26 protein-coding genes are annotated in these 26,516 nt (G+C 67.7%); 18 read left to right on the forward strand and 8 right to left on the reverse strand.

Annotation, left to right across the window (positions count from 1 at the left end; translation table 11 throughout):
- The first annotated feature begins 32 nt into the window (after window positions 1–32).
- From pgeF to AB0M15_RS14270, 5 genes are all read left to right on the forward strand, one after another.
- Window positions 33–761 (forward strand): peptidoglycan editing factor PgeF, encoded by a 729-nt coding sequence (gene pgeF / locus AB0M15_RS14250; protein WP_363817718.1) that lies wholly within the window; start codon window positions 33–35, stop codon window positions 759–761.
- On the forward strand, window positions 758–1,474 hold the full coding sequence (locus AB0M15_RS14255; RefSeq protein WP_363817721.1) for a YggS family pyridoxal phosphate-dependent enzyme: 717 nt from the start codon (window positions 758–760) through the stop codon (window positions 1,472–1,474). Before pgeF ends, AB0M15_RS14255 begins: the two co-directional genes overlap by 4 nt.
- A gap of 37 nt (window positions 1,475–1,511) precedes the next feature.
- Complete coding sequence (gene sepF, locus AB0M15_RS14260; RefSeq protein ID WP_363817724.1) at window positions 1,512–2,033, forward strand: cell division protein SepF; 522 nt, start codon at window positions 1,512–1,514, stop codon at window positions 2,031–2,033.
- A gap of 38 nt (window positions 2,034–2,071) precedes the next feature.
- The gene (locus AB0M15_RS14265; RefSeq protein ID WP_343968486.1) at window positions 2,072–2,377 is read left to right on the forward strand and encodes a YggT family protein; all 306 of its coding nucleotides are present in this window, start codon (window positions 2,072–2,074) and stop codon (window positions 2,375–2,377) included.
- A gap of 186 nt (window positions 2,378–2,563) precedes the next feature.
- The gene (locus tag AB0M15_RS14270) at window positions 2,564–3,334 is read left to right on the forward strand and encodes a DivIVA domain-containing protein (RefSeq protein WP_343968484.1); all 771 of its coding nucleotides are present in this window, start codon (window positions 2,564–2,566) and stop codon (window positions 3,332–3,334) included.
- A 147-nt stretch (window positions 3,335–3,481) separates the two neighbouring features.
- Here AB0M15_RS14270 and AB0M15_RS14275 read toward each other — a convergent pair whose 3' ends face one another.
- On the reverse strand, window positions 3,482–3,949 hold the full coding sequence (locus tag AB0M15_RS14275; RefSeq protein ID WP_363817728.1) for a pyridoxamine 5'-phosphate oxidase family protein: 468 nt from the start codon (window positions 3,947–3,949) through the stop codon (window positions 3,482–3,484).
- 45 nt (window positions 3,950–3,994) lie between these two features.
- On the opposite strand from AB0M15_RS14275, the gene AB0M15_RS14280 reads away from it, so the two are divergent.
- Window positions 3,995–4,474 carry a MarR family winged helix-turn-helix transcriptional regulator gene (locus AB0M15_RS14280; RefSeq protein ID WP_363817731.1) on the forward strand — a complete coding sequence of 160 codons (480 nt, stop codon included), beginning with the start codon at window positions 3,995–3,997 and terminating at the stop codon, window positions 4,472–4,474.
- Between the two features lie 4 nt (window positions 4,475–4,478).
- Here AB0M15_RS14280 and ileS read toward each other — a convergent pair whose 3' ends face one another.
- Entirely contained in the window at window positions 4,479–7,634 is a 3,156-nt protein-coding gene (gene ileS / locus AB0M15_RS14285) for an isoleucine--tRNA ligase (RefSeq protein ID WP_363817734.1), read from the reverse strand.
- Between the two features lie 506 nt (window positions 7,635–8,140).
- Here ileS and AB0M15_RS14290 point away from each other — a divergent pair.
- The 8 genes from AB0M15_RS14290 to AB0M15_RS14325 all read left to right on the forward strand — a co-directional run bounded on the left by AB0M15_RS14290 (window position 8,141) and on the right by AB0M15_RS14325 (window position 17,945).
- Complete coding sequence (locus tag AB0M15_RS14290) at window positions 8,141–8,755, forward strand: TraR/DksA C4-type zinc finger protein (protein WP_363817736.1); 615 nt, start codon at window positions 8,141–8,143, stop codon at window positions 8,753–8,755.
- Window positions 8,728–9,576: a signal peptidase II gene (lspA, locus tag AB0M15_RS14295; RefSeq protein WP_363817738.1), complete on the forward strand. Its 849-nt coding sequence runs from the start codon at window positions 8,728–8,730 to the stop codon at window positions 9,574–9,576. Before AB0M15_RS14290 ends, lspA begins: the two co-directional genes overlap by 28 nt.
- The gene (locus AB0M15_RS14300; protein ID WP_363817741.1) at window positions 9,573–10,505 is read left to right on the forward strand and encodes an RluA family pseudouridine synthase; all 933 of its coding nucleotides are present in this window, start codon (window positions 9,573–9,575) and stop codon (window positions 10,503–10,505) included. The genes lspA and AB0M15_RS14300 overlap by 4 nt, the downstream gene beginning before the upstream one ends.
- A gap of 2 nt (window positions 10,506–10,507) precedes the next feature.
- Entirely contained in the window at window positions 10,508–11,149 is a 642-nt protein-coding gene (locus AB0M15_RS14305; protein ID WP_363817744.1) for a Type 1 glutamine amidotransferase-like domain-containing protein, read from the forward strand.
- Between the two features lie 131 nt (window positions 11,150–11,280).
- A complete protein-coding gene (dnaE, locus tag AB0M15_RS14310) occupies window positions 11,281–14,826 on the forward strand; it encodes a DNA polymerase III subunit alpha (protein ID WP_363817747.1) in 3,546 nt (1,181 codons plus the stop codon).
- Window positions 14,827–14,848: 22 nt separating this feature from the next.
- Window positions 14,849–15,478 carry a hypothetical protein gene (locus AB0M15_RS14315; protein ID WP_363817750.1) on the forward strand — a complete coding sequence of 210 codons (630 nt, stop codon included), beginning with the start codon at window positions 14,849–14,851 and terminating at the stop codon, window positions 15,476–15,478.
- A 46-nt stretch (window positions 15,479–15,524) separates the two neighbouring features.
- Window positions 15,525–17,420, forward strand: coding sequence for a DUF3352 domain-containing protein (locus AB0M15_RS14320; RefSeq protein WP_363817752.1), 1,896 nt, complete (start codon window positions 15,525–15,527; stop codon window positions 17,418–17,420).
- An 81-nt stretch (window positions 17,421–17,501) separates the two neighbouring features.
- Window positions 17,502–17,945, forward strand: a complete 444-nt coding sequence (locus AB0M15_RS14325) for a hypothetical protein (protein WP_363817755.1) — start codon at window positions 17,502–17,504, stop codon at window positions 17,943–17,945.
- Here the strand turns inward: AB0M15_RS14325 and AB0M15_RS14330 are convergent.
- A complete protein-coding gene (locus tag AB0M15_RS14330; RefSeq protein ID WP_363817757.1) occupies window positions 17,938–18,471 on the reverse strand; it encodes a dihydrofolate reductase family protein in 534 nt (177 codons plus the stop codon). The two genes, AB0M15_RS14325 and AB0M15_RS14330, sit on opposite strands and share 8 nt — an antisense overlap.
- Before the next feature lie 127 nt (window positions 18,472–18,598).
- Between AB0M15_RS14330 and AB0M15_RS14335 the strand changes: the two genes are divergently transcribed.
- The 4 genes from AB0M15_RS14335 (at window position 18,599) to AB0M15_RS14350 (ending at window position 21,489) form a co-directional block, all read left to right on the forward strand.
- Entirely contained in the window at window positions 18,599–18,961 is a 363-nt protein-coding gene (locus AB0M15_RS14335; RefSeq protein ID WP_363817760.1) for a VOC family protein, read from the forward strand.
- A 28-nt stretch (window positions 18,962–18,989) separates the two neighbouring features.
- Window positions 18,990–19,859, forward strand: a complete 870-nt coding sequence (locus tag AB0M15_RS14340) for a LysR family transcriptional regulator (RefSeq protein WP_363817762.1) — start codon at window positions 18,990–18,992, stop codon at window positions 19,857–19,859.
- On the forward strand, window positions 19,859–20,251 hold the full coding sequence (locus tag AB0M15_RS14345; RefSeq protein WP_363817765.1) for a DUF1801 domain-containing protein: 393 nt from the start codon (window positions 19,859–19,861) through the stop codon (window positions 20,249–20,251). The genes AB0M15_RS14340 and AB0M15_RS14345 overlap by 1 nt, the downstream gene beginning before the upstream one ends.
- Window positions 20,252–20,319: 68 nt before the next feature.
- Window positions 20,320–21,489, forward strand: coding sequence for a serine hydrolase domain-containing protein (locus AB0M15_RS14350; protein ID WP_363817768.1), 1,170 nt, complete (start codon window positions 20,320–20,322; stop codon window positions 21,487–21,489).
- On the opposite strand, the gene AB0M15_RS14355 is transcribed toward AB0M15_RS14350, so the two are convergent.
- From AB0M15_RS14355 to AB0M15_RS14375, 5 genes are all read right to left on the reverse strand, one after another.
- Window positions 21,458–22,177 (reverse strand): class I SAM-dependent methyltransferase, encoded by a 720-nt coding sequence (locus AB0M15_RS14355; protein ID WP_363817771.1) that lies wholly within the window; start codon window positions 22,175–22,177, stop codon window positions 21,458–21,460. The two genes, AB0M15_RS14350 and AB0M15_RS14355, sit on opposite strands and share 32 nt — an antisense overlap.
- A 50-nt stretch (window positions 22,178–22,227) precedes the next feature.
- On the reverse strand, window positions 22,228–23,268 hold the full coding sequence (locus AB0M15_RS14360; RefSeq protein WP_363817774.1) for a hypothetical protein: 1,041 nt from the start codon (window positions 23,266–23,268) through the stop codon (window positions 22,228–22,230).
- Between the two features lie 65 nt (window positions 23,269–23,333).
- Window positions 23,334–25,181: a DNA helicase RecQ gene (gene recQ, locus AB0M15_RS14365; RefSeq protein ID WP_363817776.1), complete on the reverse strand. Its 1,848-nt coding sequence runs from the start codon at window positions 25,179–25,181 to the stop codon at window positions 23,334–23,336.
- A gap of 26 nt (window positions 25,182–25,207) precedes the next feature.
- Window positions 25,208–25,654 (reverse strand): VOC family protein, encoded by a 447-nt coding sequence (locus AB0M15_RS14370; protein ID WP_363817778.1) that lies wholly within the window; start codon window positions 25,652–25,654, stop codon window positions 25,208–25,210.
- Entirely contained in the window at window positions 25,651–26,493 is an 843-nt protein-coding gene (locus AB0M15_RS14375; protein WP_363817781.1) for a helix-turn-helix domain-containing protein, read from the reverse strand. The genes AB0M15_RS14370 and AB0M15_RS14375 overlap by 4 nt, the downstream gene beginning before the upstream one ends.
- Window positions 26,494–26,516 lie beyond the last annotated feature (23 nt).

A 26,516-nucleotide genomic window follows, 5' to 3' on the forward strand; every position in this document is an offset into this window, starting at 1 on the left:
GCGGGAGGGTGTGTGCCGGATAGCCTTGAGATGTGTTCGGTTATGACGAGGTTCGAGATGGTGTCCGCTTCGCCTTCACCGATCGGTTCGGGGGAGCGAGCCAACCGCCGTACGGGGAACTGAACCTGGGGAGTGCGCAGGGGGATGAGGCGTCGGCGATCGCGGAGAACTTCCGGCTGATCGCGACCGAGTTCGGGGTCGCACCTGAACGAGTGATCCGGGTCAACCAGGTCCACGGTCCCGACGTCCACATCGTCGGGCCCGGCGACACGGCGATCGATCCGCGACCGCGGGCTGACGCGATGGTGACAACGCAATCCGATGTCGTGCTCTGCGTCCGCGCCGCCGACTGCCTCCCCGTCCTCCTCGCCGACCAGGCCAACGGCGTGATCGGCGCCGCCCACTCCGGCCGCAAAGGCCTGTACGTCGGAGTAGTACCGGCCACCGTCGAGGCCATGCGCGCCCTCGGAGCCGAGCACATCACCGCAGTGCTCGGCCCGTACGCCTGCGGCAACTGCTACGAGGTCCCCGACGAAATGCGCGCCGAGGTCGCCGAACGCGTCCCGGCCTCGTACGCCGAGACGAGCTGGGGCACCCCGTCGATCGACGTCGCCGCCGGTGTCGCCGCCCAGCTCGCCGAGCTCGACTGCACCGTCATCAACGCGACCTCCTGCACGATCGAGTCGGAGAACCTCTACTCGTACCGCCGCGAAGGCCCCGTCAGTGGCCGGATGGCCGGCCTCGTCCGGCTTGCCGCATGACCGGCACGCGCGAGGAGGAGCTCAGCGCCAACGTCAAGGCGGTGCGTGAGCGCATCCAGGCGGCCTGTGTGGCGGCCGGGAGGCCCGAGGGGTCGGTCACCCTCGTCGGGATCACCAAAACCTTCCCCATCAACGATGTACGTGCGCTGGCGGCACTCGGAGTACGGGATCTGGGCGAGAACCGGGAGCAGGAGCTCAAGGTCAAGGCGCCCGACTGTCAGGACGTCACCTGGCACTTCGTTGGGCAGTTGCAGTCGAACAAGGCGCGTTCGGTCGCCCGCAACGCCTCGGTGGTGCACTCGGTCGACCGGTCGTCGCTGGTGACGGCACTGTCCCGGGCCGCGATCGATGAAGGCCGGGTACTGCGCTGCCTGCTGCAGGTGAGCCTGGCGGAGTACGGGCGGGAAGAGGTGGCGACCGGGATGAGCCGCGGTGGCGTCGCGCCGGCCGAGGTGCAGGAGCTGGCCGCAGAAGTCGCCGCAGCGGACGGCCTGGAGCTGGGTGGCGTGATGGCCGTCGCGCCGCTCGGATCCGACCCGGACGAGGCGTTCGCCGGGCTGGAAGCGGTAGCGTCCCGGCTACGCTCCGAACATCCCGGCGCCGACTGGATCTCCGCCGGGATGAGCGGCGATCTGGAGGCCGCGATCAGGCGTGGGGCGACACACGTTCGGCTCGGGCGCGCATTACTCGGTACACGTACTCCTCTGGGCTAGTGTCGACATCGAGACTCGACCGAAGGGCTGGAGGGCCATGAGCGGCGCGTTGCGCAAGATGGGTGTGTACCTCGGCTTGGTCGAGGACGGCGAGCGGTACAACGCGCGCTACGACGACGAGTACGACGACGGCTACGACGACGAGTACGACGAAGAAGCCGTCGACGGGGAGTCCGACGAGACAGCGCCGGTGCCTGATCGTCGTGACGAGCAGGTCGGCACGGTCAGCAAGTTCCCAGAACGGCGTGGCGTCACCGCATCATCCCCGGAGGTTACCGAGTTGGCCCGCATCACCACCGTGCACCCGCGCAGCTACAACGAGGCGCGCGTGATCGGTGAGCACTTCCGCGACGGAACCCCCGTCATCATGAACCTGACCGAGATGGACCACGCGGACGCCAAGCGGCTGGTGGACTTCGCCGCCGGGCTGATCTTCTGCTGCCGTGGCTCGATCGAGCGGATCACGACCAAGGTCTTCCTGGTCTGCCCGCCGAACGTGACGCTGGCCGCGGAGGAGAAGGAAAAGATCGCCGCCGACGGGTTCTACAACCAGAGCTGAGGACGTGGCTTCGGCCGTCTTCTACACTCTTGTCTGACATGGATGCTCTCGTGCTCGTCCTCGGTGTTCTGAGCTGGGTTCTGCTCGCCTTCTTCCTGATGCTGGTGGCCCGGTTCGTCCTCAGCCTGATCGTGATGTTCGCGCCGCAATGGCACCCGAAAGGGCCGCTGCTGTTGCTGTTCGAGCTGATCTACTCGGTGACCGATCCGTTTCTCCGGCCGCTGCGCCGGATCCTGCCGCCGATCGGCGCGGGTGGCATCCGGGTCGACCTGTCGATGCTGATGTTGTTCGTCCTCGTCTCGCTGGCGATGTCGATCAACTCCACCGCGATCCGGTCGATCTGAGCCGGTGACGACAAGCGTGAGGATGCGAGCAGCTGGGTAGGAACCGCCCGGAAACACCGACCATGGGGAACGTTATCGCCCGCCCGGATTCCGCCAGAACACAACGAAGCGATAACGTGATCTACTGAGTCGCCGAGGTCCAGGCCACGACGACTCCGCCAAGGACACAGACAAACGAGGTGAAAGATGCCGCTGACGCCGGATGACGTCCGCTCGAAGCAGTTCACGCCCGTCCGATTGCGGGAGGGCTACGACGTCACTGAGGTCGACTCCTTCCTCGACGAGGTCGAAGCCGAGCTCGAGCGACTTCTCGCCGAGAACGAGGAGCTGCGGGCCAAGCTAGCCGCGGCCCAGCGTGCCGGCAGTGGGCAGGACCGACCGGTGGTCGACCAGACCGCCGCCCTGCCGCCTGTCGTGCAGCAGCCCAAGCCGGCCCCTGTGGTCGTCGAGAAGCCCAAGGAAGAGCCGCCGCCAGTCGTCGCTCCGGTTGTAGCCGCCGCGGGGGCTGCTGCGGCAGCAGGAACCGTCGGCGACGCCTCCAGCTCCGCCGTGCGGCTGCTGGAGATGGCCACCAAGCACTCCGACGACCTGGTCCAGGAGGCGAAGGACACCGCCGACAAGATCATCGGCGAGGCCCGCGCCAAGGCCGAGCGGCTGGAGAACGAGGCTCGTGGCAAGGCCGACCGGATGACCGGTGAGGCCCGCGCCCGCGCCGAGAAGCTCGACGGCGAGATCGCCGAGCGCCGCGCCCAGATGCTCGGCACGCTGGAGAAGCAGAAGGGTCAGCTCGAGCGCACCATCGACGACCTGCACGCGTACGAGCGTGAGTACCGCAGCCGCCTGAAGACGTACTTCACCGAGCAGCTCAAGGCGCTCGGCAACGGCGACGACACGCTCAGCCCGCGCAACGGCTTCCGCCCGGAGGCCCGCGCCCAGGCTCACGGTCACGGCGTCTAAGCACTGAGAGTTACCAGCAGTACCTGGTCTTTGGCGTGACTAGGGGCGGTGCTAATCCGGCAGCACCGCCTCTTTGTCATGTCCGGACTTTTCTGACTCAGGGTTGTTCTTTCGTGACTAAGGGTTCCCACTGCCGGCCGCCGGAATTCACGGCCGGCTGAGTGGGGCCTTCTGTCCGCTGAGCGTCGCCACGTCGGTGATCCGCAGCCGATAGGGCGTCAGTCTCAGGAGCGAGACGATTTCGCTCGACGGTCCACCGTCGAAGACTTTCCAGAAGTCGAAGCCCAGTGGTTCGGGGGCTTCGCGGTACAGCTCCCAGACGCGTTGCCGGGTCGGCACGTCGTCGATCCACTCCGCCCGACAGTCCGCGATCGCGGTGTCGTGAGTGGGATCCCAGTAGCTGCAGCTCAGGTACGGCGAGTTGGCCAGGTGGGCCACCTTGACCGGAGTCGGTCTGGTGACGATCCAGCCGACCAGCTGGTCGCCGTCGAACTCCCAGTACGGATGCAGCACCCGCGATCGCGGCCGCCCGCGCCGATCAACGGTCGCCACCGTGCACCAGACGATCCGGTGCGCCACCTCGATGAACTCACTCTGCACATTTTCCACAACCATGGTTGTAGATTACCTGATGCACAACCAAGGTTGTACAGTTCGGGCATGGCAGACTTCGACCCCGCCGACGCCGACCTCTCGCTGGCCTCGCTCTTCACCGGCTGGGCTCTCGCCGACGAACTCCAACGCCGGCTCTCGGCTGACGGCTTCGAGGATTCCCGCTTCGCCGACGGCGTCGTCTTCCAGCATCTGGTCACGGCGCCTGTGACGATCAGCACCTTGGCCGAGCTGCTCGGCGTCACCCAGCAAGCCGCATCCAAGTCGGTGGCCGACCTGCAGGCCCGCGGCTATCTGTCGCGGCACCCCGACCCGGCGGACGCCCGAGCCAAGCTCGTCACCCTGACCGCTCGCGGCAACGCGATCATTGCCGCCGCCCGCAAGCACCGCGCCGCGATCGACGCGGAGCTTCAGGCCGCGTTAGGTGCCGACCGCATCGAAGCGGCGCGGCTGCTGCTGATCGACACGCTGCACCACTTGGGAGCTGCTCCCACCCTGCGAGCGCGGCGGGTCGCCCCGCCGCGCTGAACCGTCAGGCCTTGGTGAGCCAGTAGGTCAGACCGAGGTCATCGTCGGTTCCGGTGGTCAACTCGTCCGTCGCCGGGGGAGCCGACTGGGTGAGGGTGGTGGCCAGGACCTCGCGGCCGATCTCGTCCGCATGCTTGCCCAGGGCATCGGAAAGCTCCGAATCCGTGCTGGTCAGCCAGACGGTGATGCGGTCGGAGACCTCGAGGCCGGAGCTCTTGCGGGCCTCCTGCAACGTCCGTACCACCTCGCGGGCGAGGCCTGCCTGCTTGAGCTCGGGGGTGATCTCGAGGTCGAGGGCAACGGTCTCGCCCTGCTCGTTGACCACCGACCAGCCCTCGCGCGGGCGCTCGGACAGGAGCACCTCGGCAGCGCTCACCTGGACCTCTTCGCCGTCGACCAGTACGGTCGCCGTGTCGGAGGCCTTGAGTGCTGCGGCCAGGCCGGCCGCATCCGCTGCGGCGATGGCGGCGGCCACGACCGGGGTCTGCTTGGCGAACCGCTTGCCGAGCTCGCGGAAATTGCCCTTCGCCGAGTAGTCGATCAGGTCCTCACCGGCCGACGACAGCGGAGCGACCGTGCCGACGTTCAGTTCCTCGGCGATCTCACGCAGCAGTTCGTCGTCCAGGTCGGCGATCGCGGCCGACCCGACCAGCGCCCGGCCGAGCGGCTGCCGCGTACGGACCTTCGCCTCGGCCCGAGCCGACCGACCCAGCTCGACAACGCGTCGAGCCATGGACACGTGCGTGGCCAGCCGGTCGTCGATGAGCGTCTCGTCGTACTCCGGGAAGGCGGCAAGGTGCACCGACTCCGCCAGGCCCGGCGTGACCGGGCGGAATACGTCCTGCCAGACCCGCTCGGTGACGAACGGGGTCAGCGGCGCCATCAGCCGGGTCAGCACGTCGAGCGTCTCGTGCAGCGTGGCCAGCGCGCCGGCGTCGCCCGCCCAGAAGCGGCGGCGCGAGCGGCGGACGTACCAGTTGGACAGCACGTCGACGAACTGGCTGATCAGCGCACCGAGCTTCTGCGTGTCGTACGCCGCGTACGCCTCGTCAGTGTCCCGGACCAGCCGGTGCGTCTCGCTGACCAGCCACCGGTCGAGCACCGAGCGCTCGGCCACCGGGGGAGCGGCAGCCGTCGGCGACCAGTCGGCCAACCGGGCGTACAGGGCGTGGAAGGCGGCCGTGTTCCAGTAGGTCAGCATGACCTTCCGGACGATCTCGTTGAGCACGTTCGGCCCGATGCCGCGCGCCTTCCACGGCGAGCCGGAGCAGGCCATGAACCAGCGGACTGCATCGGCGCTGTGGTTGTCCATCAGCGGGATCGGCTCGAGGATGTTGCCCAGGTGCTTGGACATCTTCCGGCCGTCCTCGGCCAGGATGTGCCCGAGGCAGACGACGTTGCGGTACGACGACTCGTCGAACACCAGCGTGCCGATCGCCATCAGCGTGTAGAACCAGCCACGGGTCTGGTCGATCGCCTCGGAGATGAAGTCCGCCGGGTACGACTTCTTGAACTTCTCCTGCGACCCGTCGGCCCACGGGTAGCCCCACTGGGCGAACGGCATCGCGCCCGAGTCGTACCAGGCGTCGATCACCTCGGCGACCCGGGTCGACTCCTCGCCGCACGTCGGGCAGGCGAAGGTGATGTCGTCGACGAACGGCCGGTGCGGGTCGGTCGCGCTCAGGTCGCGGCCGGCCAGCTCGCCCAGCTCGGCCAGCGACCCCACGCAGACCTGGTGGTCGTCGGCGCAGCGCCAGATCGGCAGCGGCGTACCCCAGAAGCGGGAGCGGGAGACGGCCCAGTCGATGTTGTTGCGCAGCCAGTCGCCGTACCGGCCCCACTTGACCGAGTCCGGGTACCAGTTCGTCTTCTCGTTCTCGCGGAGCAGGGCGTCCTTCACCTGGGTGGTGCGGATGTACCAGGACGGCAGCGCGTAGTACATGACAGGGGTGTGGCAGCGCCAGCAGTGCGGGTACGGGTGCTCGTACGGGACGTGCTTGAACAGGACGCCGCGATCGCGCAGGTCGTTGACCAGGTCCTCGTCGGCCTTCTTGAAGAACTGTCCGCCGACCAGCGGCACGTCTGCCTTGAATGTGCCGTCGGATTCGACCGGGTTGACCACCGGGAGGTTATAGGCGCGGCTGACGATGAGGTCGTCGGCACCGAACGCAGGAGCCTGGTGTACGAGACCAGTACCGTCCTCAGTGGTCACGTAGTCGGCCAGTACTACGTAATGCGCCGCCTCAGTGAACTCCACCAGCTCGAACGGCCGCTGGTACGCCCAGTGCTCCATGTCATGTCCGACGTACCGATCAGTGACCGTCCAGCCTTCGCCCAGCGCGCTCAGCAGCGGCTCAGCCACGACCAGCGACTCGTTGCCGTCGGTGGCGACCACATAGTCGACGTCTGGGTGCACAGCGACCGCCGTATTGGAGACCAGCGTCCAGGGAGTCGTCGTCCAGACCAGGAGGGACGCCTTGTCGGCCAGCGGGCCCGAGGTGAGCGGGAAGCGGACGTACACCGACGGGTCGATGACTGTCTCGTAGCCCTGGGCGAGCTCGTGGTCGGACAGGCCGGTGCCGCAGCGGGGGCAGTACGGAGTGATCCGGTAGTCCTCGACGAGCTGACCCTTGTCGTGGATCTGCTTGAGCGACCACCAGACCGACTGCACGTACTCCGGGTCCATCGTCCGGTACGGGTGCTCCATGTCCACCCAGTAGCCCATCCGGGTGGTCAGGTCGGCGAAGGCGTCGACGTGCCGTAGTACCGACTCGCGGCACTTGGCGTTGAACTCGGCGATCCCGAAGGCCTCGATGTCCTTCTTGCCGCTGAAGCCGAGCTCCTTCTCCACCGCGACCTCGACCGGTAGGCCGTGGCAGTCCCAGCCGGCCTTGCGCTCGACCGAGAAGCCCTTCATCGTCCGGTAGCGCGGGAAGACGTCCTTGAAGACGCGCGCCTCGATGTGGTGCGTGCCAGGCATGCCGTTCGCGGTCGGCGGGCCCTCGAAGAAGGTCCACGGCTCACTGCCGGCGGTCTGCGCGAGACTCTTGGCGAAGGTGTCCTGCTCGTCCCAGTGCGCGAGCACGTCGCGCTCGATCGCGGGCAGATCGACCTGAGCCGGGATCTGCAGCCATCCGTTGGTGGGGGTGTTCTCCGCCATTTCCTTGGTTCCTTCGTCGAGCGTCGTGCCTGCCGGACGAAGGGACGAGGCCTCGGCGTCGTCGCCGGGCTCCGCGGTACCACCCTCCTTGGCCGGTCCCGGGGGACCTGCCCACTTCGTTACGCTCCGCTGCCGGGTCTACTGAGTCCGTGATGGACCGTTCTTCCGGCGGCTCCGGGGTGATCGCCCCATCACTGCCTTGCGGTGTGCCGGGCCAGTGTACGACTCCGTACCATCCGGCTACGAATCGTTAATCGCTGGTCAGGACAAGATCCGTCCCCCACAATGCTCGTGCGGGTTGCTGAGACGGTGCCGAAACTGAAGCAATTGCTTCACTGAAGAAGCTCCGAGACGCGGCTGTGACGCGCGGAACATCGAGTGGGCTTGAAGAACCGACTACCGTATGTCCACGGTCTGCGCGTCGGGCTGGCACGTGGCCTTCACGTGACCTACTGTCTTGCGACCAGTCCGCTTCAGTCTCCGACGAAGGCAGGGGGTAGTCGACCATGGCTACATCGGCTCCGAAGAAGTCCGCCCCCAGACATCCCGCCGCGGCCGCGAAGAGCGCCGCGAATTCCGCCGAACCGGTCGCCACCAAGGCACCGGCCAACCAGCCTTCAGCGAAGAAGGCCGCTGCCAAGCAGACTCCGACGAAGAGGGTGGCCATGAAGACGAACGAGAACCGCAGTCCGGCGACTGCACCGGCCAAGGTGCCTGCGAAGAAGGCCGAGAACTTCACCGTCAAGGACGGCGAGACGCCGTGGACGGCGGCCGAGATGGAGGAGCTGCGCGGTGAGCTGGAGGCCGACGCGATCCACCTGAAGGAAGAGATCCGCGACGCCGAGCAGGAGATCGTCGGACTGCTCCGCGACGGTGGCGACGGGGCCGGCAACGACCAGGCCGACGTCGGGTCGACGACGCTGGAGCGCGACCACGAGATGTCGCTGGCCCGGAACGCGAGCGACATGCTCGACCAGATCGAGCGCGCCCTGTCCCGGATCGACGACGGCACCTACGGCGTCTGCGAGAGCTGCGGCAAGGCGATCGGCAAGGGTCGGTTGCAGGCGTTCCCCCGTGCGACACTGTGCGTGTCATGCAAAGAACGCGAAGAACGCCGCTGAGCAACCCCGAACCGTCCGACCTGCCAGCGGACGACTCACCAGACCCCAAGCCGGAACCGGCCGACCTCGAGTCGGCCGGTTCCTCGCCGTCCCCAGCCGACCCCGGTACGACGCCCGCGGCGGCTCCGGCTACCGCCCCCGCCCCCGCCCCCGCGGGTGCTGAGGCGGCCAGCTCGGTCTCAGCCGCCGTGGGCTCCAGCGAGAGCGCTGGCACAGCCAGCAGCTCGCCGGCTAGCGGCGAAGCCGCGTTGCCGGCTTCCCCTGCCACGGGTGACGAGGCTTCCGACGACTCCGCCTTTGACGCGCCGCCCGCCGGCGCAGCCGGTGGGCGGCGCGGGCTTGTTGTGGTCTTCGCGGTGGTTGGGCTGCTTGTCCTGGGCTTGGATCAGTTGACGAAGGTGTTGGCGCTGCATCATCTGGCGCCGGGGGAGCCGGTCAGTGTCGTCGGGTCGTTGCTGAAGTTCAATCTGATTCGGAATCCGGGGGCGGCTTTCAGTTTGGGGTCTGGGCTGACGCCGGTGATCAGTGCGATTCAGATCATCGTGGCGGTCGGGGTGGTGTATCTGTCCCGGAAGCTGGGGTCGGTCGGGTGGGCCGTGGCGTTCGGGCTGTTGTTCGGTGGGGCGATCGGAAACATCACGGACCGCGTGTTCCGCGAGCCGTCGCCGTTCCACGGGCATGTGGTCGACTTTCTGCAGACGCCGCACTGGGCGATCTTCAACGTCGCGGACATGGCGGTGACGTCGGCGGCGATCCTGCTGGTGATCCAGACCTTGCGCGGGATCCGGCTGGATGGAACCAAGGACGTGGGGAAGAAATGAGCGGCGACGCACGCACGGTGATGATCCCCGACGGGCTCGCCGGTGAGCGGCTCGACGCCGCGCTGTCGCGCCTGTTCGGAGTCTCCCGGACCAAGGCCGCCGAGATGATCGAGTCCGGCCTGGTCCAGATGGACGGCTCCCCGGCACTCAAGTCCGCCCGCGTCTCCGCCGGCGTCATGCTCGACGTCGAGCTCCCCGCACCCCCGGGCGAGATCACCGTCGTACCGGAGACCGTCGACAACCTCCGGATCGTCCACGACGACGACGAGATCATCGTCGTCGACAAGCCGGTCGGAGTCGCCGCCCACCCGTCACCGGGCTGGACCGGCCCGACCGTGATCGGCCACCTCGCCGGAGCCGGCTTCAGCATCTCCACCAGCGGGGCGGCCGAGCGCAAGGGCATCGTCCACCGCCTCGACGTCGGTACGTCGGGCCTGATGGTGGTCGCCAAGACGGAGTACAGCTACACCGTGCTCAAGCGCGCCTTCAAGGAGCGCACGGTCAAGAAGATCTACCACGCGCTGGTCCAAGGTCACCCCGACCCGTTCACCGGCACCGTGGACGCCCCGATCGACCGCCACCCGCACCACGACTACAAGTTCGGCGTCGTAGCGGGCGGCAAACCGAGCGTCACGCACTACGAGACCCTCGAGGCCTTCCGCTTCGCCACCCTCCTCGAGATCACCCTCGAGACGGGCCGGACGCACCAGATCCGAGTCCACATGTCGGCCATCGGCCACCCCTGCGCCGGCGACCTCACCTACGGCGCCGACCCGGTCCTGGCCGAACGCCTCGAACTCTCCCGCCAATGGCTCCACGCCATGCGCCTCGGCTTCACCCACCCCGGCAGCGGCGAGTACGTCGAGTACGCGTCGGAGTACCCGGCCGACCTCGACAACGCCCTGAACAAACTCGCCGCCGACCAGTAGCGATGAAGCTGTACCTGTCCTCCTTCCGGTTGGGCGACCACCCCGAGCACCTGGTCGCCCTGCTCCCGGAGGCAGGACGGACAGCTGTCATCTGCAACGCCATCGACGCCGAAGATCCCGCAGTACGCCGGGCCAAAGTCGTCGCTGAGCTGACCTGGCTCCGCGACCTCGGACTCCACCCCGAAGAACTCGACCTCCGCTCGTACTCCGAACGCGGCGCCCGCGCCGGCCAGAACCTCGGCGCGCGCCTCACGGAGTACGACGGCCTGTGGGTCCGCGGCGGCAACGTCTTCGTACTCCGAGCCGCCATGGCCGCCAGTGGCGCCGACAAGGTCCTGCCCGGACTGATCACCTCGGAGACCGTCGTGTACGCCGGGTACAGCGCGGGCTGTTGCGTGCTGGCCCCGAGCCTGCGTGGGCTGGAGCTGTGTGATCCCGTCGAGGACGTCGACGGTGAGGTGGTCTGGGACGGGCTCGGGGTGCTCGACGAGGCGATCGTGCCGCACCTCAACTCGCCGGGGCACCCGGAGACGGAGCTGCTGGAGAAGGTCGTCGAGGTGTATGAACGCAGCGGCGTCAAGCACCTCCAGATGCGTGACGGGCAGGCGCTCGTGGTGGATGGGGAGCGGCGCGAACTGGTGTGAAGTGGTGTCGTCCACGAACGGATATCGGGCGCTGAGTCCAGCCTTCGGTGAGCCGGTTCAAAGACTGTCCATGGGCCCGCATAGGCTGGCGCAGTTCCACTCATTCACGCCTCTGGGAGGTCTGCGAAGACATGGCGTCCAGCGACAGTTTCGTGCATCTACATGTGCACACCGAGTACTCGATGCTGGACGGCGCCGCGCGGATCGACGAGTTGTTCAAAACGGCCCAGGAGATGGGTCAGCCGGCCATCGCGACCACCGACCACGGCTTCGTCTTCGGGGCGTACGAGTTCTGGAAGACGGCCAAGAAGTACGACGTGAAGCCGATCATCGGCGTCGAGGCGTACCTGACGCCGCACACCCACCGCAGCGAGCGCAAGCGGGTCAAGTGGGGCGATGCGAACTCGGGCCGCGACGACGTCTCGGGTAGCGGTGCGTACACGCACATGACGCTGCTGGCGAAGAACACCGGCGGCATGCACAACCTTTTCCGGATGTCTTCGCTGGCCAGCCTCGAGGGCTACTACTTCAAGCCCCGGATGGACCGCGAGCTGCTGCAGACCTACGGCAAGGGCCTGATCGCGACCACCGGCTGCCCGTCCGGTGAGGTGCAGACCCGGCTGCGGCTGGGGCAGTACGACGAGGCCATCAAGGCGGCCGCCGAGTTCCGCGACATCTTCGGCAAAGAGAACTACTACTGCGAGCTGATGGACCACGGGCTCGGCATCGAGCGCGACATCCAGGGCGACCTGCTGAAGCTGGCCAAGGAGCTCGGCCTGCCGCTGGTCGCGACCAACGACCTGCACTACACCAAGCCCGAGGACTCGGTCGCGCACGCGGCGCTGCTCTGCGTGCAGTCCGGCTCGACCCTGTCCGACCCGAACCGGTTCAAGTTCGACGCGAACGAGTTCTACGTGAAGACCGCGGCCGAGATGCGCGAGGTCTGGAAGGACTACCCGGAGGCCTGCGACAACACGCTGCTGATCGCCGAGCAGTGCGACGTGAGCTTCACCGAGGGCGAGGGCCGGTTCATGCCGCGCTTCCCCTGCCCGGACGGGCACAACGAGGAGTCCTGGTTCGTCGCCGAGGTCGAGACCGGCCTGCACAAGCGCTACCCGGCCGGGGTTCCCGACCACGTGCGCAAGCAGGCGGAGTACGAGATCGAGGTCATCACCTCGAAGGGGTACGCGGGCTACTTCCTGGTCGTCGCCGACTTCATCAACTGGGCCAAGGAGAACGGCATCCGGGTCGGTCCCGGCCGTGGCTCCGGTGCCGGCTCGATGTGCGCGTACGCGATGCGGATCACCGACCTCGACCCGCTCCAGCACGGCCTGATCTTCGAGCGCTTCCTCAACCCGGAGCGGATGTCGATGCCCGACTTCGACATCGACTTCGACGACCGTCGCCGCCCCGAGGTGATCCGGTACGTCACCGAGAAGTACGGCGACGACCGGGTCGCCATGATCGTCACGTACGGAACCATCAAGGCCAAGCAGGCGATCAAGGACGCCGGCCGGGTGCTCGACTACCCGTTCGCGATGGGCGACCGGATCACCAAGGCGATGCCGCCGGCCGTGATGGGCAAGGACGTGCCGCTGTCCGGCATCTTCGACCCGCAGCACAAGCGGTACTCCGAGGCCGGCGAGTTCCGCCAGCTGTACGAGGCGGACGCCGACGTCCGCAAGATCGTCGACACCGCCCGTGGCCTGGAGAACCTGAAGCGCCAGTGGGGTGTGCACGCGGCCGGCGTGATCATGTCCAGCGAGCCGCTGATCGACCTGATCCCGATCATGCGCCGCGACCAGGACGGCCAGATCATCACCCAGTTCGACTACCCGAGCTGCGAGACGCTCGGCCTGGTCAAGATGGACTTCCTGGGTCTGCGCAACCTGACGATCATGGACGACGCGGTCAAGAACGTGGAGGCCAGCCGCGGGATCAAGCTGGACCTGGACGCGCTCGGCCGCAGCCTCGACGACAAGCCGACCTTCGAGCTGCTCGGCCGCGGTGACACGCTCGGCGTCTTCCAGTTCGACGGCGGCCCGATGCGGGCCCTGCTGCGGCTGATGAAGCCGGACAACTTCGAAGACATCTCGGCCGTCGGCGCGCTCTACCGGCCTGGCCCGATGGGCGCGAACAGCCACACCAACTACGCGCTCCGCAAGAACAAGCAGCAGGAGATCAGCTACCCGCACGACGAGCTCGCGGTCGCGCTGGAGCCGATCCTCGGCACGACGTACGGGCTGATCGTCTATCAAGAGCAGGTCATGGCGATCGCCCAGCAGCTCGGCGGCTACACGCTCGGCAAGGCGGACCTGCTCCGCCGGGCGATGGGCAAGAAGAAGCGCGAGGTGCTCGACGCGGAGTACGTCGGCTTCTCCGAGGGGATGAAGGCGAACGGCTTCTCCCCCCAGTCGATCAAGGCGCTCTGGGACGTCCTGGTCCCGTTCTCCGACTACGCGTTCAACAAGGCGCACTCGGCGGCGTACGGGCTGGTCTCGTACTGGACCGCGTACCTGAAGGCGAACTTCCCCGCGGAGTACATGGCGGCGGTTCTGACGTCCGTGAAGGACGACAAGGACAAGATGGCCATCTACCTGAACGAGTGCCGCCGGATGGGCATCAAGGTGCTGCCGCCGGACGTGAACGAGTCCGACTCCGACTTCACCCCGGTCGGCACCGACATCCGCTTCGGCATGTCCGGGATCCGCAACGTCGGTGTCAACGTGGTGGCCGAGATCGTCGCGGCCCGCCAGTCCGAGGGGCGGTTCACCGACTTCGTCGACTTCATCGACAAGGTGCCGCTGCCGGTCTGCAACAAGCGGGTGATCGAGTCGCTGGCCAAGGCCGGCTCGTTCGACTCGATGAACCACGCCCGGCGCGCGGTCGTGGCGGTGCACGAGCAGGCCGTCGATGAGGCGATCGACCTCAAGCGGAACGAGGCGCACGGCCAGTTCGACCTGTTCTCGATGGGCGACGACGACGAGCCGGCCGACGGCAACAGCCGGCTCACCGTCCGGGTGCCCGAGATCGAGGAGTGGGACAAGGCGACCAAGCTCGCCCACGAGCGGGACATGCTCGGCCTGTACGTCTCCGACCACCCGCTGTTCGGCGTCGAGCACGTGCTCACCAACGGCACCGACTGCACGATCGGCCAGCTGCTCGCCGACGAGGACCGGCCGGACGGCTCCCGGGTCACGATCGGCGGCCTGGTCACCGCGGTCCAGCGCAAGGTGAACAAGCGCGGCGACATCTACGCGATCGTCACCATCGAGGACCTCGAAGGTTCGATCGAGGTGATGATGTTCTCCTCGGCGTACCAGCTGCACGCGCACCTGCTGAGCAACGACGCGATCATCTTGATGAAGGGCCGGATCCGCCGCCGCGAGGACCGGGTCGAGCTGAGCGGCGACGAGGTCTCCGTCCCCGACCTGACCGAGGGCCCGAGCGGCCCGGTCGTGATCACGATGCCCGTCAACCGGTGCACCCCACCGGTGGTCGACCAGCTCCGCGACGTCCTGCAGTCGCACCCCGGGATGACCGAGGTCCAGCTGCGCTTGCAGGCAAGGCAGAAGACCACGGTCATGCGCATCGGCGACCGCTTCCGGGTGACCCCGACCTCATCCCTGATGGCAGACCTGAAGGCCCTGCTGGGCCCGTCGTGCCTGGCGGGCTAGCGGGACCTGCAACACTTGCCACGTGAGTCAGCCAGTAGACAACCCGCTCGGCCCTGGTGCATACGGCCAGGGCTACGGTCAGCAGCCGTTCGGTACGCCGGTAGTCGTCGAGGAACCCAAGTTGCCGTGGAGCCGGGCGATCGCGGTGACGATCGGGGTGTTTCTCGTTGCCGGTGCGATCGCGGGGTGGGCGTGGCAGCAGTTCTCGCCGCTCGCGCAGTACACGGTGGACGAGAACGGTGGGTCGCTCGGCGAGGAGCAGATGACGAAGGTCTTCGGACCTGACGGCACCTTCACCGCGATCGGGTTCCTGGCCGCGCTGGTGCTGGGGGCGTTGCTGTTCTGGTGGTTGCGCAACTACGGTCCGTGGGCGGTCAGCATCGTCGTACTCGGGTCGGCGCTGGGCTCCGGGGTCGCCTGGGGTGTCGGCATGCTGCTCGGGCATGACCCGCTGCAGGCGCGGCTGGAGACGGCCAAGCCGGGGGACCTGCTGGACGCTCCGCTGGAGCTGCACACCTGGACGCCGTTAGCCGCTTGGCTAGTGGGCGCAGCGCTCGCCGCGGCCATCATCGCCGCCTCGACCTGGCGTGCGGATCCCGTTGCAACCGGATCGGTATCTGCCGCGTCAGAATCGACACCGCAGGTGCATTAGCCTGTTTCGGCCGGTGGTGAGGCTACCGGCGACGTGAGGGGGGCATATGTCTGACGACACCAATCCGCCGACCGGTCGGCACCACCCGGGTGCCGCTGGCGGTCAGGGACCATACAGCGGCCAGCCGCAGCACAATCCGTACGCTCCGCAGGGCCAGCAACCAGGCTATAGCGGCCAGCCCGGTCAGGGCGCGCCCTACGGCGGGTCGCAGCCCGGCCAGCCGCCGCAGGGCCAGCAGTACGGCCAGCAGCCCACGCAGGGCGGGCAGTACGGGCAGCAGCCTCCGCAGTACGGCCAGCAGCCGCCGCAGGGTCAGCCGTTCCCGCAGTACGGGCAGCAGCCGCAGGGACCGCAGTACGGGGCAGGGCAGCCGCAGCATGGGCAGCAGCAGCCGCCTCAGGGGCAGCAGTGGTCGCAGCCTGGCTCGCCGGACTACCCGCAGCAGATGCACGGTGGCGGCGGACAACCGCCGTACGGGTCGCCGGAGACCATGCAGTGGCAGCCTGAGCCGAAGAAGCGCGGCAAGCTGGTCCCGCTGATCGCAGGGGTCGCGGTCGTGGCAGTAGTCGCCGGTGGCGGCATCTTTGCCTACGGCAAGCTTGCGGGCGGAGGCCAGCCGGCTGATGTGCTCCCCGGCAACGCCGTCGCGTACGCGCGGGTCGACCTGAACCCGTCGGCCGGCCAGAAGGTCGCCGCCGTCCGGTTCATGCTGAAGTTCCCGTCGGCCAAGGAGAAGATCGGCCTGACGAGCGACAAGGACGATCTGCGCCAGAAGCTGTTCGACCTGATCAAGAAGGACTCCGACGACGAGCTGGCCGACGTCGACTTCGAGAAGGACATCAAGCCGTGGCTGGGTGACCGCGCGGGTGCCGCCGCGGTGCCGGGCAAGGACGGCGAGGAGCCGGACGCGATCGTCGCGGTCGAGGTGAAGAACGAGGACAAGGCGAACGCCGGGTTGGACAAGTTGTTCGCCAAGGAGGACAAGAAGCCGGGCCGGGTGTTCACCGACGGCTATGTGCTGCTGTCCGAGGACCAGGCGACCGTCGACGCGGCCGTTGCCACCAGCAAGGACAGCCCGCTGTCCGAGAACGCCACCTTCAAGTCCGACATGGACGCGCTCGGTGAGCAGGGCTTCGTCTCGATGTGGGCGGATCTGAAGGGGCTGTCGGCGCTGGCGCCCAAGGGGATGGCCTCGGAGACCTCCGCGTTGCCGGAGGGCAGTGCGGCGGCGGCGCTGCGGTTCGACTCGCAGTATGTCGAGCTGAAGGGCATCGCGCGCGGCGACAAGTCGCTCAAGGTCAACTCGGCGAACGCCGGTGATCAGATCGCCAAGCTGCCCGACACCACGGCCGCCGCGTTGACGCTGTCCGACGGCGCGAACCTGGTCGACACGGTCTGGAAGCAACTCGAGAAGTCCGGCGCGGGCCTCAACCTGCCCGAGCTGACGAAGGGCTTCACCGAGGAGTACGGGCTGGTCCTGCCGGACGACCTGAAGCCGCTGCTGGGCAAGAACCTGTCGGTCGCGGTCGACAAGGACAGCAGCAACGGCCCGAAGATCGCCGCCCGGATCGAGACCGACCCGGCCAAGGCCGAGGCGGTGGTGGACAAGGTGACCGACCTGATCCAGACCAACTCGCCGGTGGGGGAGATCCCGATCAAGAAGGCGAAGGACGACAAGACGCTCGTCATCGCGACGGATCAGGAGTACGCCGACCAGGTGCTCAAGGGCGGCAACCTCGGCCAGTCCGACAGCTTCAAGCAGGCGGTGCCGGACACCTCCGGCGCGGTGCTGGTCGGCTACGTCGACTTTGCCGCGACCGGTGCGCTGGACGAGGAGATCGGTCGTGACAAGGACTACGCCGCCCTCCGCTCCGCCGGCCTCACCAGCCGCATCACCGGCGACGGCCAAGGCGAGTTCACTCTCCGGGTCGTAGCCAAGTAACCCAACCGCACAAGCCCGGACAGCCACCACGGCTGTCCGGGCTTTGCTGTTGAAGACCCTCGGACCGGGCACCCTGTGCAGGTGCAGCCAACCAACCACCACCCACGTCCCGTCACGCAGTACGGCGTGGAAATGCTCGGTACCTGGCCGACCAAGCTCTACGGCCTGGCGGTCGAAGGAGAGCCCGCCCCTGTCCTGCTGCATGCCGTACGGATGTTCGCGGCCGCGACCCTGCCGGCCGACTCACACGGTCGGGCAGCGTTCGTCATCGTCCACCGCGCCCGCCCAGCCAACTTCTTTCTCATCTACTGGTGGAGCAGCGACGTCGACCTCTCCTTGGCCTACTTTCGTTCACCACTGGACCGTCCGACCGCCATCACCCCCATGCCGGCCTTCTCGGCCGGCTGTGTTTGGGAACTGGCTCTTGCCGACCACGAGCGCGCTGCTTGGGTCCGGCACCTGCTCACCGGTGAACCGGACCTGGATGCGTACCTGAAGGAAATACCGCCGGATCAGGTCAGCTGATCACGCGGTAGCGCAGGTTGGCGGAGCCGCCGACCTGTTTGATCGAGACCGGCTCCAGGGAGACGAGCGGGCCGGTACTACGGAACAGCGGGATCCCCTGGCCGAGCAGCACCGGCGCCACGTGGATGAACAGCTCGTCGAGCAGGCCGGCGTCGATGCACTGCGCAGCGACCGTCCCGCCGAGCACCAGCAGATCCTTGCCGTCGGCCGCCTCCAGTGCTGTCTTGACGACCGGCCCGATGTCACCGCTGACGAACCTGTATGCCGGGTTCGTCTCGTCGGCGGGCGGGTTGTTGGTCAGGACGAAGATCGGTCCGCTGTAGGCACCGCCGTACAGTTCGCCGCCGACCCGTCGCCCGGCGTCGTACCCGTTCCGCCCGGCCAGTGCCGCGCCAGAGGTCTGGGCCACCTCCATTCCCTCCGGTTGCGGCCCGCTGCCGGCCACCTTCATCCACTCCATCGAGTGCTCCGGGCCGGCGATGAAACCGTCGAGGGACATCGTCACGTGGTACAGGACTTTCGCCATCGGTCTGCCTCCTTGGTGGGGTTTGACCATGAAGACGAGCGAGCCCGCGAAAACTCATCGGCGGATCGTGTCGAAATCCGGCAAGCGGTCTCTACCTAGGGGTAAAGACACCTGGAAAGGGACCGAAATGCCTCACATCACCGCAGTCCGGACCGTCGCCATCCCCGTTGCCGACCAGGACCGGGCGCTGGAGTTCTACCAGCGGAAGCTGGGCTTCGAGACGCTGTCGGACACACCGCTGCCACAGCTCGGCGGTCGCTGGCTCGTGGTCGGTTTGCCGGAGGGGACCACCTCTGTCGCGCTGCTGCTGAGCACGGCGGTCGGCGTCGACACGGGCATCCGGTTGGCCACCAAGGACGCCGCGGCCGCCCACGCGGCGCTCACCGGGCAGGGCGTGGAGACGAGCGAGCTGATCTCCTGGCCGGGCGTGCCGCCGATGTTCACCTTCACCGACCAGGACGGCAACCGGCTCTACCTGACCCAGGAGTAATACCCTGCAGGTATCAGGAGGTGGCGTTATGGACGTCGATCTGCGCAAGGTCCGGTACTTCGTCGCGGTGGCCGAGGAGCTGCATTTCGGCCGCGCGGCGGAGCGGTTGCACATCGCCCAGCCGGTGCTGTCCCGGCAGATCCGGGCGCTGGAGGACGAGCTCAAGGTCCAGCTGTTCGTCCGTACCAAGCGGGCGACCGAGCTGACCGAGGCCGGCCGGCAGTTGCTGGAGGACGGCCGCCCGTTGCTCGCCGCGGCCGAGGCCGCCCGGGTCCGGGTGGTCCGGGCCGCGCGGCCGGCGGGCACCTTCACGATCGGATTCATGCCGGGCATCACCGTCACGACCGCGGTGCGCGCGTTCACCGCGCAGTACCCGGAGCTGACGATCGAGCTGCTCCGGACGTCATGGCACGACCAGGTCGAGGTACTACGAGACGGCCGCGCCGATGTCAGCATCGTCCGACTGCCGATCGACCAGCAGGGTTTGACGGTCCGCCCGTTGTTCGAAGAGTCGCGGGTCGTCATGCTGCCGACCGACCATCGGCTGGCGGGCAAGCCGTCGCTGCGGATCAGTGACCTCGCCGACGAGCACCTGTTGCAGGACCCGGACGCCGTCCCGGAGTGGCGCGATATCGCCGTCGAGCTCCGGGAACGGCGGCCAGGTCGGGTACCGGTCTTCCACAACGTCGAGGAGAAGCTCGAACACGTTGCTGCTGGCAACGGAATCTCGGTGCTGCCACTCTCCACCGCAGGCTTCTACACCCGCCCGGACGTGGTCGCGGTGCCGATCGAGGACATCGGCCCCAATCACGTCTGCCTGGCCTGGAGCGCTGGTCGCCGGGCCCGAACCATTCACGACTTCGCGGAGATCGCGACCGGACTCAGCTGGAGCACCTGATGAGCTACGAGAAGGACCCACGTGTCGATGACTACATCGACAAGCTGCCCGACTGGCAGCAGGAGATCTGCCACCGCGTGCGCGACCTCGTGCACGCCGCCGACCCCGAACTCGAAGAGACGATCAAGCGCACGGTCCAGCCGTACTTTGTGCTGCAGGGCAACGTCTGCGCGCTGCTGGCCGCCAAGACGCACGTCAACATCTTCCTGTACGACGGCGCGATCGTCCCCGACCCGGAAGGCATCATCACCGGCGGGCACGACAACAAGACCGCCCGGATGATCTCGATCCACGAAGACGAGCCGATCAACGAGCCGGCCCTGACCGCGATGCTCCGCCAGATCATCGCCAACAACCGAGCCGGCGGCTGGCGCAAACTGAAGAACACCTAGTCCAGGCCTGCCCTGGCGCTGCCCGATCGTGCCTCGACCTGACCCCCTGGCAGCGAGACGATCGGTGGATGGGGAGAACCGGGGTGGTACTGGCGGTTGCGATGGCTGTGCTGATCAGTGGGTGTTCGTCGGACGGCAACTCTTCGCCGACGCCCGACTCGACCTACACGGACCTGGGTGGGCAGATACTGCCCGATCCGGCGACCACGGTGCTCGATCCGGGCAAGGCGACGGCGTTGCAGGCGGTGCTGACGAAGGTGGTCAGCGATCCGACGACCGAGTCCGGGTCTCGTGGGGTGACTGCGGCCGTGGTGAGTGACAAGTGGATCTGGTCGGGCGCGGCCGGCCAGGACGCAGCCGGCACCGCGCTCACGCCGCAGACGAGCATGTCCGTCGCGAGCATCACCAAGACGTTCGTCGCGGCGGAGGTGATGTTGCTCGCGCGAGCCAAGAAGATCGACCTCGACGCGCCGCTGTCGAAGTACGTGCAGCACAGGCTGACCGCCAACAACGCGACCGTGCGGCAACACCTCAGCATGCGCTCCGGCGTACCGAACTTCCGGGCCGACGACTACGCCAAGATGGACGTCGCGATCAAGGCGGCGCCGGGTAAGCACTGGACGCCGGAGCAGGCACTGTCCTACGACACCGCCGAGCCGACCAAACCTGACAGCGCCTACGACTACAGCAATCCCAGCTACGTCCTGCTCGGAATGCTGATCGAGAAGGTGACCGGCGAACCGCTCGCGACCGTACTGACCCGCGAGCTGGCCAAGCCGGCCGGTCTCCAGCACGCCGCCTTCCAGGATGGTCAGAAGCCGGCGGTTCCCGTCGCCGAGGATCGCAACGCGGCCTGCGGCAAGGCCGTCGACGGGTACACGCCGTGCCGCGCGATCGCGAGCCTGTCCGCCGCCAACGCCGGCCTCGCCGCCGACGCGCCGACCGTGGCCCGCTGGGGATACGAGCTGTACGGCGATCGCGTCATCCCGGCCGACCTGGTGAACCAGATGACGACCGGCGACGGCGAGTACGGTCTCGGCACAATGCTGTTCTCCGAGATCTACGGGATCGGTACGGCGTACGGGCACCGTGGCGAGCTGGCCGACTTCACCAGCCTGCTCGTCGTCGTTCCGAGCCGCAAGCTCGCCATCTCGGTGATCCTTGCCGACGGCAACAAGCACCCCGAGACCGTGGTGACCGAACTGGTCACCGCCCTCCAGCCGCTGCTCGGCAGCTGAAGAAGATCACCTGGGCGGCCTCTTTCCACACCGGTGTGTCGCCCACCGGCTCCGCCAGCCGCTCGATCGTCAACCCGGCATCCACCAAGGTGTTGACGTAGGTCGACAAAGTGCGGTGGTACGAGACGCGGGGCAGGATCTCCCAGCGGGTCGGGCTCTCGTGCGGCCCTTCCTCGAAGTAGCGGCCGGCGATCCGCCGGTAGGTGCCCTGGACGTGGTCGACCAGTTCGCCGTGGGCCGGCGGCTTGTAACAAGGGTGGATGATCGAGGCGACGAACCACCCGCCGGGCTTGAGGATCCGGGCGACCGATCGCAGCGTCGGTTCGAGTTCAGGGATGTCCATCAGGGCCATGTGGCAGACGACGCCGTCGAACGACGCGTCGACGAGCGGCTGCAGGTCGTGCGCGTTGCCGTGGAGGTAGTCGATCCCGCGCGGTGTCTGCTCCTCGAGAGCGCGCGCGTGGGCGAGCATCGGCTCGGAGGCGTCGATGCCGACCACCTGCGCGCCGAGGTCCGCGAGTCGCCGGGCTTCCCGGCCCTGGCCGCAGGCGACCGCCGCGACGCGTTGGCCGCGGGGGTCGCCCACCAGTTCGTCGAAGGTCGGGTCGTTCAGGCCGGCACCGTCGGGGTCGATCGTGGCGTGGTAAGCATCAGCCAGGTCGTCGTACGAACTCGTCAGGTTGCTCATGTCCGGTCCAACGGCTGGACCTGCGCCCGAGTTTCCGGGTCTGCTGCGAGCTAACAGGTGCTGTCAGGGCGGTGCCTGCCGACCGCGACGAACGGCTTCTCGAATCCGTCCGGCGTCGTCTCGGCGGCCACGCCGACCGCCCAGAGGCATTTACCGACCTGGGCGCTGCCGTGCAGGTAGCCGGCGCCGGCCGGGGTGGTGGTCTGCACGAACTCCTTGCCGGCCAGTTCGGCGACCAGCGGCTCGCCGGTGTTCGGGTTGCCGCCGACCGCGATCGCCTTGCCGTCGAGGAACTCGAGGTCGTGGAACTGACCGGTGACCGCGGGTGCGCCGATCTCGGTCCAGGTCTTGCCGTCGTAGTGCAGCGCGAGCGGCACCCGCCACAGGTCGGTGTCGTTCTTCATGCCGACGGCCCAGATGTCTTTGGCCGACTTGACCACGAGCTGGGCGACCTCGAAGGTCCGGCCTTCGGGAACCTTCACCGGCAGCTTCACCTCGTTCCATCGGGTGCCGTCGTAGCGCGCGACTCCGCCGATGCCGGCCGCCCAGATCTCCTTGCCGACCGCGTGCAGGTCATCGATGTAGATGATGTGCTGGAGGCCTTCGCGCGGGAGCTCCTTCCACTTGCCACCGGCGTACCGCAGCACGCTGGTCTGGTCGCCGTACCGTCCGATCAGCAGGCCATCGCCCTGCGCGGCGATCGAGGTGAACTGGGCGTTGTCGTCTCCGGCGGGGGAGTCGACCAGGCTCCAGGCGCCGCCCTTCCAGTGCTGCAGAACGGGTTGCGTCTCGGCGCCGTTCTCCGTCGCGCCGACAGCCCAGACGTCGTTGGCCGACTTCGCCAGTACGTCGTCCAGCCGGCCGTCCGGCACCGGCTGCTTGGTCAGCTGCCAGGCGTGGCCGTTCCACCGCACCGCGAGCGGATGGAACTTGAGCGATCCGTCCTTGCCCGGTTCCAGGTTGATGCCGACGCTCCAGAGAGAGTCGCCGGCCTTCTCGGTCGTGTAGAGCACCGCGTTCTCGGGACCGGTCGGGGTCACCGTCCAGTCGATCGGCGCGGGCGCTGCCAGGCCGCCCACGGTAGTTGCCAATAGCAAAGAAGAAACGATTGTTTGCATACCCCTTCAGACGCAGTGGGCAGGCGATCGCGTCACAGCTACTCCGCGGCCAGTGCCTCCAGGACGCCCTCGCCGTACTTCGCCAGCTTGTTCTCGCCGACGCCGCTGATCTTGCCCAGCTCGGCCAGACTGCTCGGCAGGTCGGTCGCGATCTGCCGCAACGTCGCGTCATGGAAGATCACGTACGCCGGGACGCCGGTCTCCTTGGCGACCGCGCCACGCCAGGCGCGCAGCCGCTCGAAGATCGGCTCGGCCTCGGGCGCGAGGTCGACGACGGCCTTCTTCTTGCCACCACTCGACCGCGAACTGGATCGGGCGACCCGCTCCGGCTCGCGGCGCATCATCACATCACGCCGGCGGCCGAGCACCTCGGCGCTCTCTTCAGTGAGCAGCAACGTGCCGTAGTCGCCTTCGACCGTGAGCAGCCGTTGGGCGAGTAGCTGGCGGACCACCCCACGCCACTCGGTGTCCTTCAGTTCGGTGCCGATGCCGAAGACGGTCAGGTCGTCGTGCCGGAACTGCTTGACCTTGTCGGTCGTCTTGCCGAGCAGGATGTCGATCACCTGACCGGCGCCGAACTTCTGGTTCCGCTCGTGCTGGAGCCGGTAGACCGTCGAGAGCAGCTTCTGTGCCGGGATGGTGCCGTCCCACGACTCCGGCGGGGTGAGGCAGGTGTCGCAGTTGCCACAGGGCTCGCCGTTCTGCCCGAAGTACGCGAGGAGTTGTTGCCGACGGCATTGAACCGTCTCGCACAACGCGAGCATCGCGTCGAGATGCGTGCCGAGCCGACGGCGATGGGCGGCGTCGCCCTCGGAGGTGTCGATCATCTTGCGTTGCTGGACGACGTCCTGCAGTCCGTAGGCCAGCCACGCCGTCGACGGCAGTCCGTCACGGCCGGCGCGCCCGGTCTCCTGGTAGTAGCCCTCGACCGACTTCGGCAGGTCCAGATGCGCGACGAACCGGACGTCCGGCTTGTCGATGCCCATCCCGAAGGCGATCGTCGCGACCACCACCAGCCCGTCCTCGCGCAGGAACCGCGACTGGTTCTTCGCGCGGACCCGGCTGTCCAGACCCGCGTGGTACGGCACGGCCTCGATGCCGTTCTGGGTGAGGAAGGTCGCCGTCTTCTCGACGCTGTTGCGGGACAGGCAGTAGACGATGCCGGCGTCGCCCGCGTGCTCGGTGCGCAGCAGGTCGAGCAACTGCTTCTGCGGGCTGTCCTTCGGCACGATCCGGTACTGGATGTTCGGCCGGTCGAAGCTCGCGACGAAGTGCTTCGCGGACTTCAGGTTCAGCCGGCTGGCGATCTCGGCGTGCGTCGCCTCGGTCGCGGTCGCCGTCAGCGCGATCCGCGGCACGTCCGGCCAGCGCTCGTGCAGCTCCGACAGCATCAGGTAGTCGGGCCGGAAGTCGTGCCCCCACTGCGACACACAGTGCGCCTCGTCGATCGCGAACAGCGCGATCTTGCCCTGGTCGAGCAGCCGCGTCGTCGCCTCCACCCGGAGCCGCTCGGGCGCCAGGTAGAGCAGGTCGAGATCACCGGACAGGAACGCCTGCTCGACCTCACGCCGTTGCTCGTAGTCCTGCGTCGAGTTGAGGAACCCGGCCCGGACGCCGAGCGCCGTCAGCGCGTCGACCTGGTCCTGCATCAACGCGATCAGCGGCGAGATGACCACGCCGACGCCCGACCGGACCAGGGCAGGGATCTGGTAGCAGAGCGACTTCCCACCACCGGTCGGCATCAGCACCAGGGCGTCACCGCCACCGACGACGGTCTCGATGATGTCTTGTTGCTCACCCCGGAACGAGTCGTACCCGAACACCCGGTGCAAGACCTGCAGGGCCTCGCTCGAGGTGTCGTCCAGCGGCTGGGTCGTCTCTGTCACCCGGCGAGTCTACGGAGTTCCCGCAGTCACTGTTGGCCCCCTGTGGACAACGCGCCGATCTCGCCGCGATAGGTGCCGATGCTCCACACGTTGCCCTCCGGATCGGCGACGCTGAATCCTCGCGATCCGTAGTCCTCGTCACGCATCTCCCGTACTACGGTCGCCCCCGCGGCGATCACCTGCGGCCACAACGCATCGGGGTCGGCGCAGACCAGATAGACCGACTGGACCTGATCGGCCAAGTGGTCGAACTCGTTCGGCACTGCGTTGCGACCGAGCGAGCTGACCATCACGCCGCCACCTGCCGGCCAGGCCAGCTCGGCGTGCGCGATCGAGTCCTCGGCGACCCCGGCGTACGAGGCGACCAGTGTGAACCCCAGCCCTTCGGTGAGGAACTTCAGTGCGGCCTGACCGTCGCGGTAGACCAGCGTCGGCCAGACCCCGATCACGGTGTCGTTCGTCGTCGTGTTCATACCGTCGACTCTGCAACCTCGGTCCGGGTGTCGTCTTGGACGAATGGGAGCTCTTCGGTCATCCACTGCCGCGGCGAGCATCCCGCGATCGCGTGCCATTCACGAGTGAGATGAGCTTGATCGGCGTACCCGAGATCGGCGGCAAGATCTGCCAATCGGGTCTGTGGCCTCGCCTTGAGTTGCGAGACGGCGCGCTCGAAACGCAGTACCCGCGAGGCGACCTTCGGCGCCAACCCGTACTCCGTCCTGAACTGCTCGGTCAGATGCCGCCGGCTCCACCCGACCTCCGCAGCAAGGTCCTGTACGCCGATGCCGCCCGCCGTCTCGCACAACCGTCGCCAGGCCCAACCGAGCTCGGCCCGTGGCGCGCCGATCGGTTCGTCCCGCCATGACTCGAGCAGCAGCCGCTCCACGATGTCGAACCGTTCATGCCAATGCGGTGTCGCGCGAAGCCGCTCGCCGACCTCCTGCGCCGGTGCCCCGAGCAGCTTGTCGAGGTCGATGATCGTCGTGGCCAGCTCACCCGAGGGCAAACCCAGCAGTGCTCGCGAGCCGGCCGGCGTGAGCGCGAGCTGGATGCCGGCCACGTTGGGGGAGTCGGCGATCTGGACCGCGGTCGAGTGCAGCCCACCGACGAGCGTCTGGAACTTCTCCGCGGGCTCGTCCGGCCAGGCGACGCCAAGCGGCTCGTCCAGACTGATCACGATCGTCAGATACCGCGAGGGCAGGCCGCGATGCAGCTCCAGCGGCGCGCCCCGGTACGCGTAACCGGTGAGGCCGCCGACATACGGGCGCAGAGCGGGATGCGCCCTGCGCACATGGTGCTCGAAGCCCTCCATCTGCCCAGGCTACGGCCGCCCGG

Source organism: Kribbella sp. NPDC051718, assembly GCF_040681515.1.
Lineage (GTDB): Bacteria > Actinomycetota > Actinomycetes > Propionibacteriales > Kribbellaceae > Kribbella.

Excerpts from the sequence above, each read along its gene's own strand:
- AB0M15_RS14255 (WP_363817721.1), top strand. The coding sequence starts at position 758 with ATGACCGGCACGCGCGAGGAGGAGCTCAGCGCCAACGTCAAGGCGGTG.
- sepF (WP_363817724.1), top strand. The coding sequence starts at position 1,512 with ATGAGCGGCGCGTTGCGCAAGATGGGTGTGTACCTCGGCTTGGTCGAG.
- AB0M15_RS14265 (WP_343968486.1), top strand. The coding sequence starts at position 2,072 with ATGGATGCTCTCGTGCTCGTCCTCGGTGTTCTGAGCTGGGTTCTGCTC.
- AB0M15_RS14270 (WP_343968484.1), top strand. The coding sequence starts at position 2,564 with ATGCCGCTGACGCCGGATGACGTCCGCTCGAAGCAGTTCACGCCCGTC.
- AB0M15_RS14275 (WP_363817728.1), bottom strand. The coding sequence starts at position 3,949 with ATGGTTGTGGAAAATGTGCAGAGTGAGTTCATCGAGGTGGCGCACCGG.
- AB0M15_RS14280 (WP_363817731.1), top strand. The coding sequence starts at position 3,995 with ATGGCAGACTTCGACCCCGCCGACGCCGACCTCTCGCTGGCCTCGCTC.
- ileS (WP_363817734.1), bottom strand. The coding sequence starts at position 7,634 with ATGGCGGAGAACACCCCCACCAACGGATGGCTGCAGATCCCGGCTCAG.
- AB0M15_RS14290 (WP_363817736.1), top strand. The coding sequence starts at position 8,141 with ATGGCTACATCGGCTCCGAAGAAGTCCGCCCCCAGACATCCCGCCGCG.
- lspA (WP_363817738.1), top strand. The coding sequence starts at position 8,728 with ATGCAAAGAACGCGAAGAACGCCGCTGAGCAACCCCGAACCGTCCGAC.
- AB0M15_RS14300 (WP_363817741.1), top strand. The coding sequence starts at position 9,573 with ATGAGCGGCGACGCACGCACGGTGATGATCCCCGACGGGCTCGCCGGT.
- AB0M15_RS14305 (WP_363817744.1), top strand. The coding sequence starts at position 10,508 with ATGAAGCTGTACCTGTCCTCCTTCCGGTTGGGCGACCACCCCGAGCAC.
- dnaE (WP_363817747.1), top strand. The coding sequence starts at position 11,281 with ATGGCGTCCAGCGACAGTTTCGTGCATCTACATGTGCACACCGAGTAC.
- AB0M15_RS14320 (WP_363817752.1), top strand. The coding sequence starts at position 15,525 with ATGTCTGACGACACCAATCCGCCGACCGGTCGGCACCACCCGGGTGCC.
- AB0M15_RS14330 (WP_363817757.1), bottom strand. The coding sequence starts at position 18,471 with ATGGCGAAAGTCCTGTACCACGTGACGATGTCCCTCGACGGTTTCATC.
- AB0M15_RS14335 (WP_363817760.1), top strand. The coding sequence starts at position 18,599 with ATGCCTCACATCACCGCAGTCCGGACCGTCGCCATCCCCGTTGCCGAC.
- AB0M15_RS14340 (WP_363817762.1), top strand. The coding sequence starts at position 18,990 with ATGGACGTCGATCTGCGCAAGGTCCGGTACTTCGTCGCGGTGGCCGAG.
- AB0M15_RS14345 (WP_363817765.1), top strand. The coding sequence starts at position 19,859 with ATGAGCTACGAGAAGGACCCACGTGTCGATGACTACATCGACAAGCTG.
- AB0M15_RS14350 (WP_363817768.1), top strand. The coding sequence starts at position 20,320 with ATGGGGAGAACCGGGGTGGTACTGGCGGTTGCGATGGCTGTGCTGATC.
- AB0M15_RS14355 (WP_363817771.1), bottom strand. The coding sequence starts at position 22,177 with ATGAGCAACCTGACGAGTTCGTACGACGACCTGGCTGATGCTTACCAC.
- AB0M15_RS14370 (WP_363817778.1), bottom strand. The coding sequence starts at position 25,654 with ATGAACACGACGACGAACGACACCGTGATCGGGGTCTGGCCGACGCTG.
- AB0M15_RS14375 (WP_363817781.1), bottom strand. The coding sequence starts at position 26,493 with ATGGAGGGCTTCGAGCACCATGTGCGCAGGGCGCATCCCGCTCTGCGC.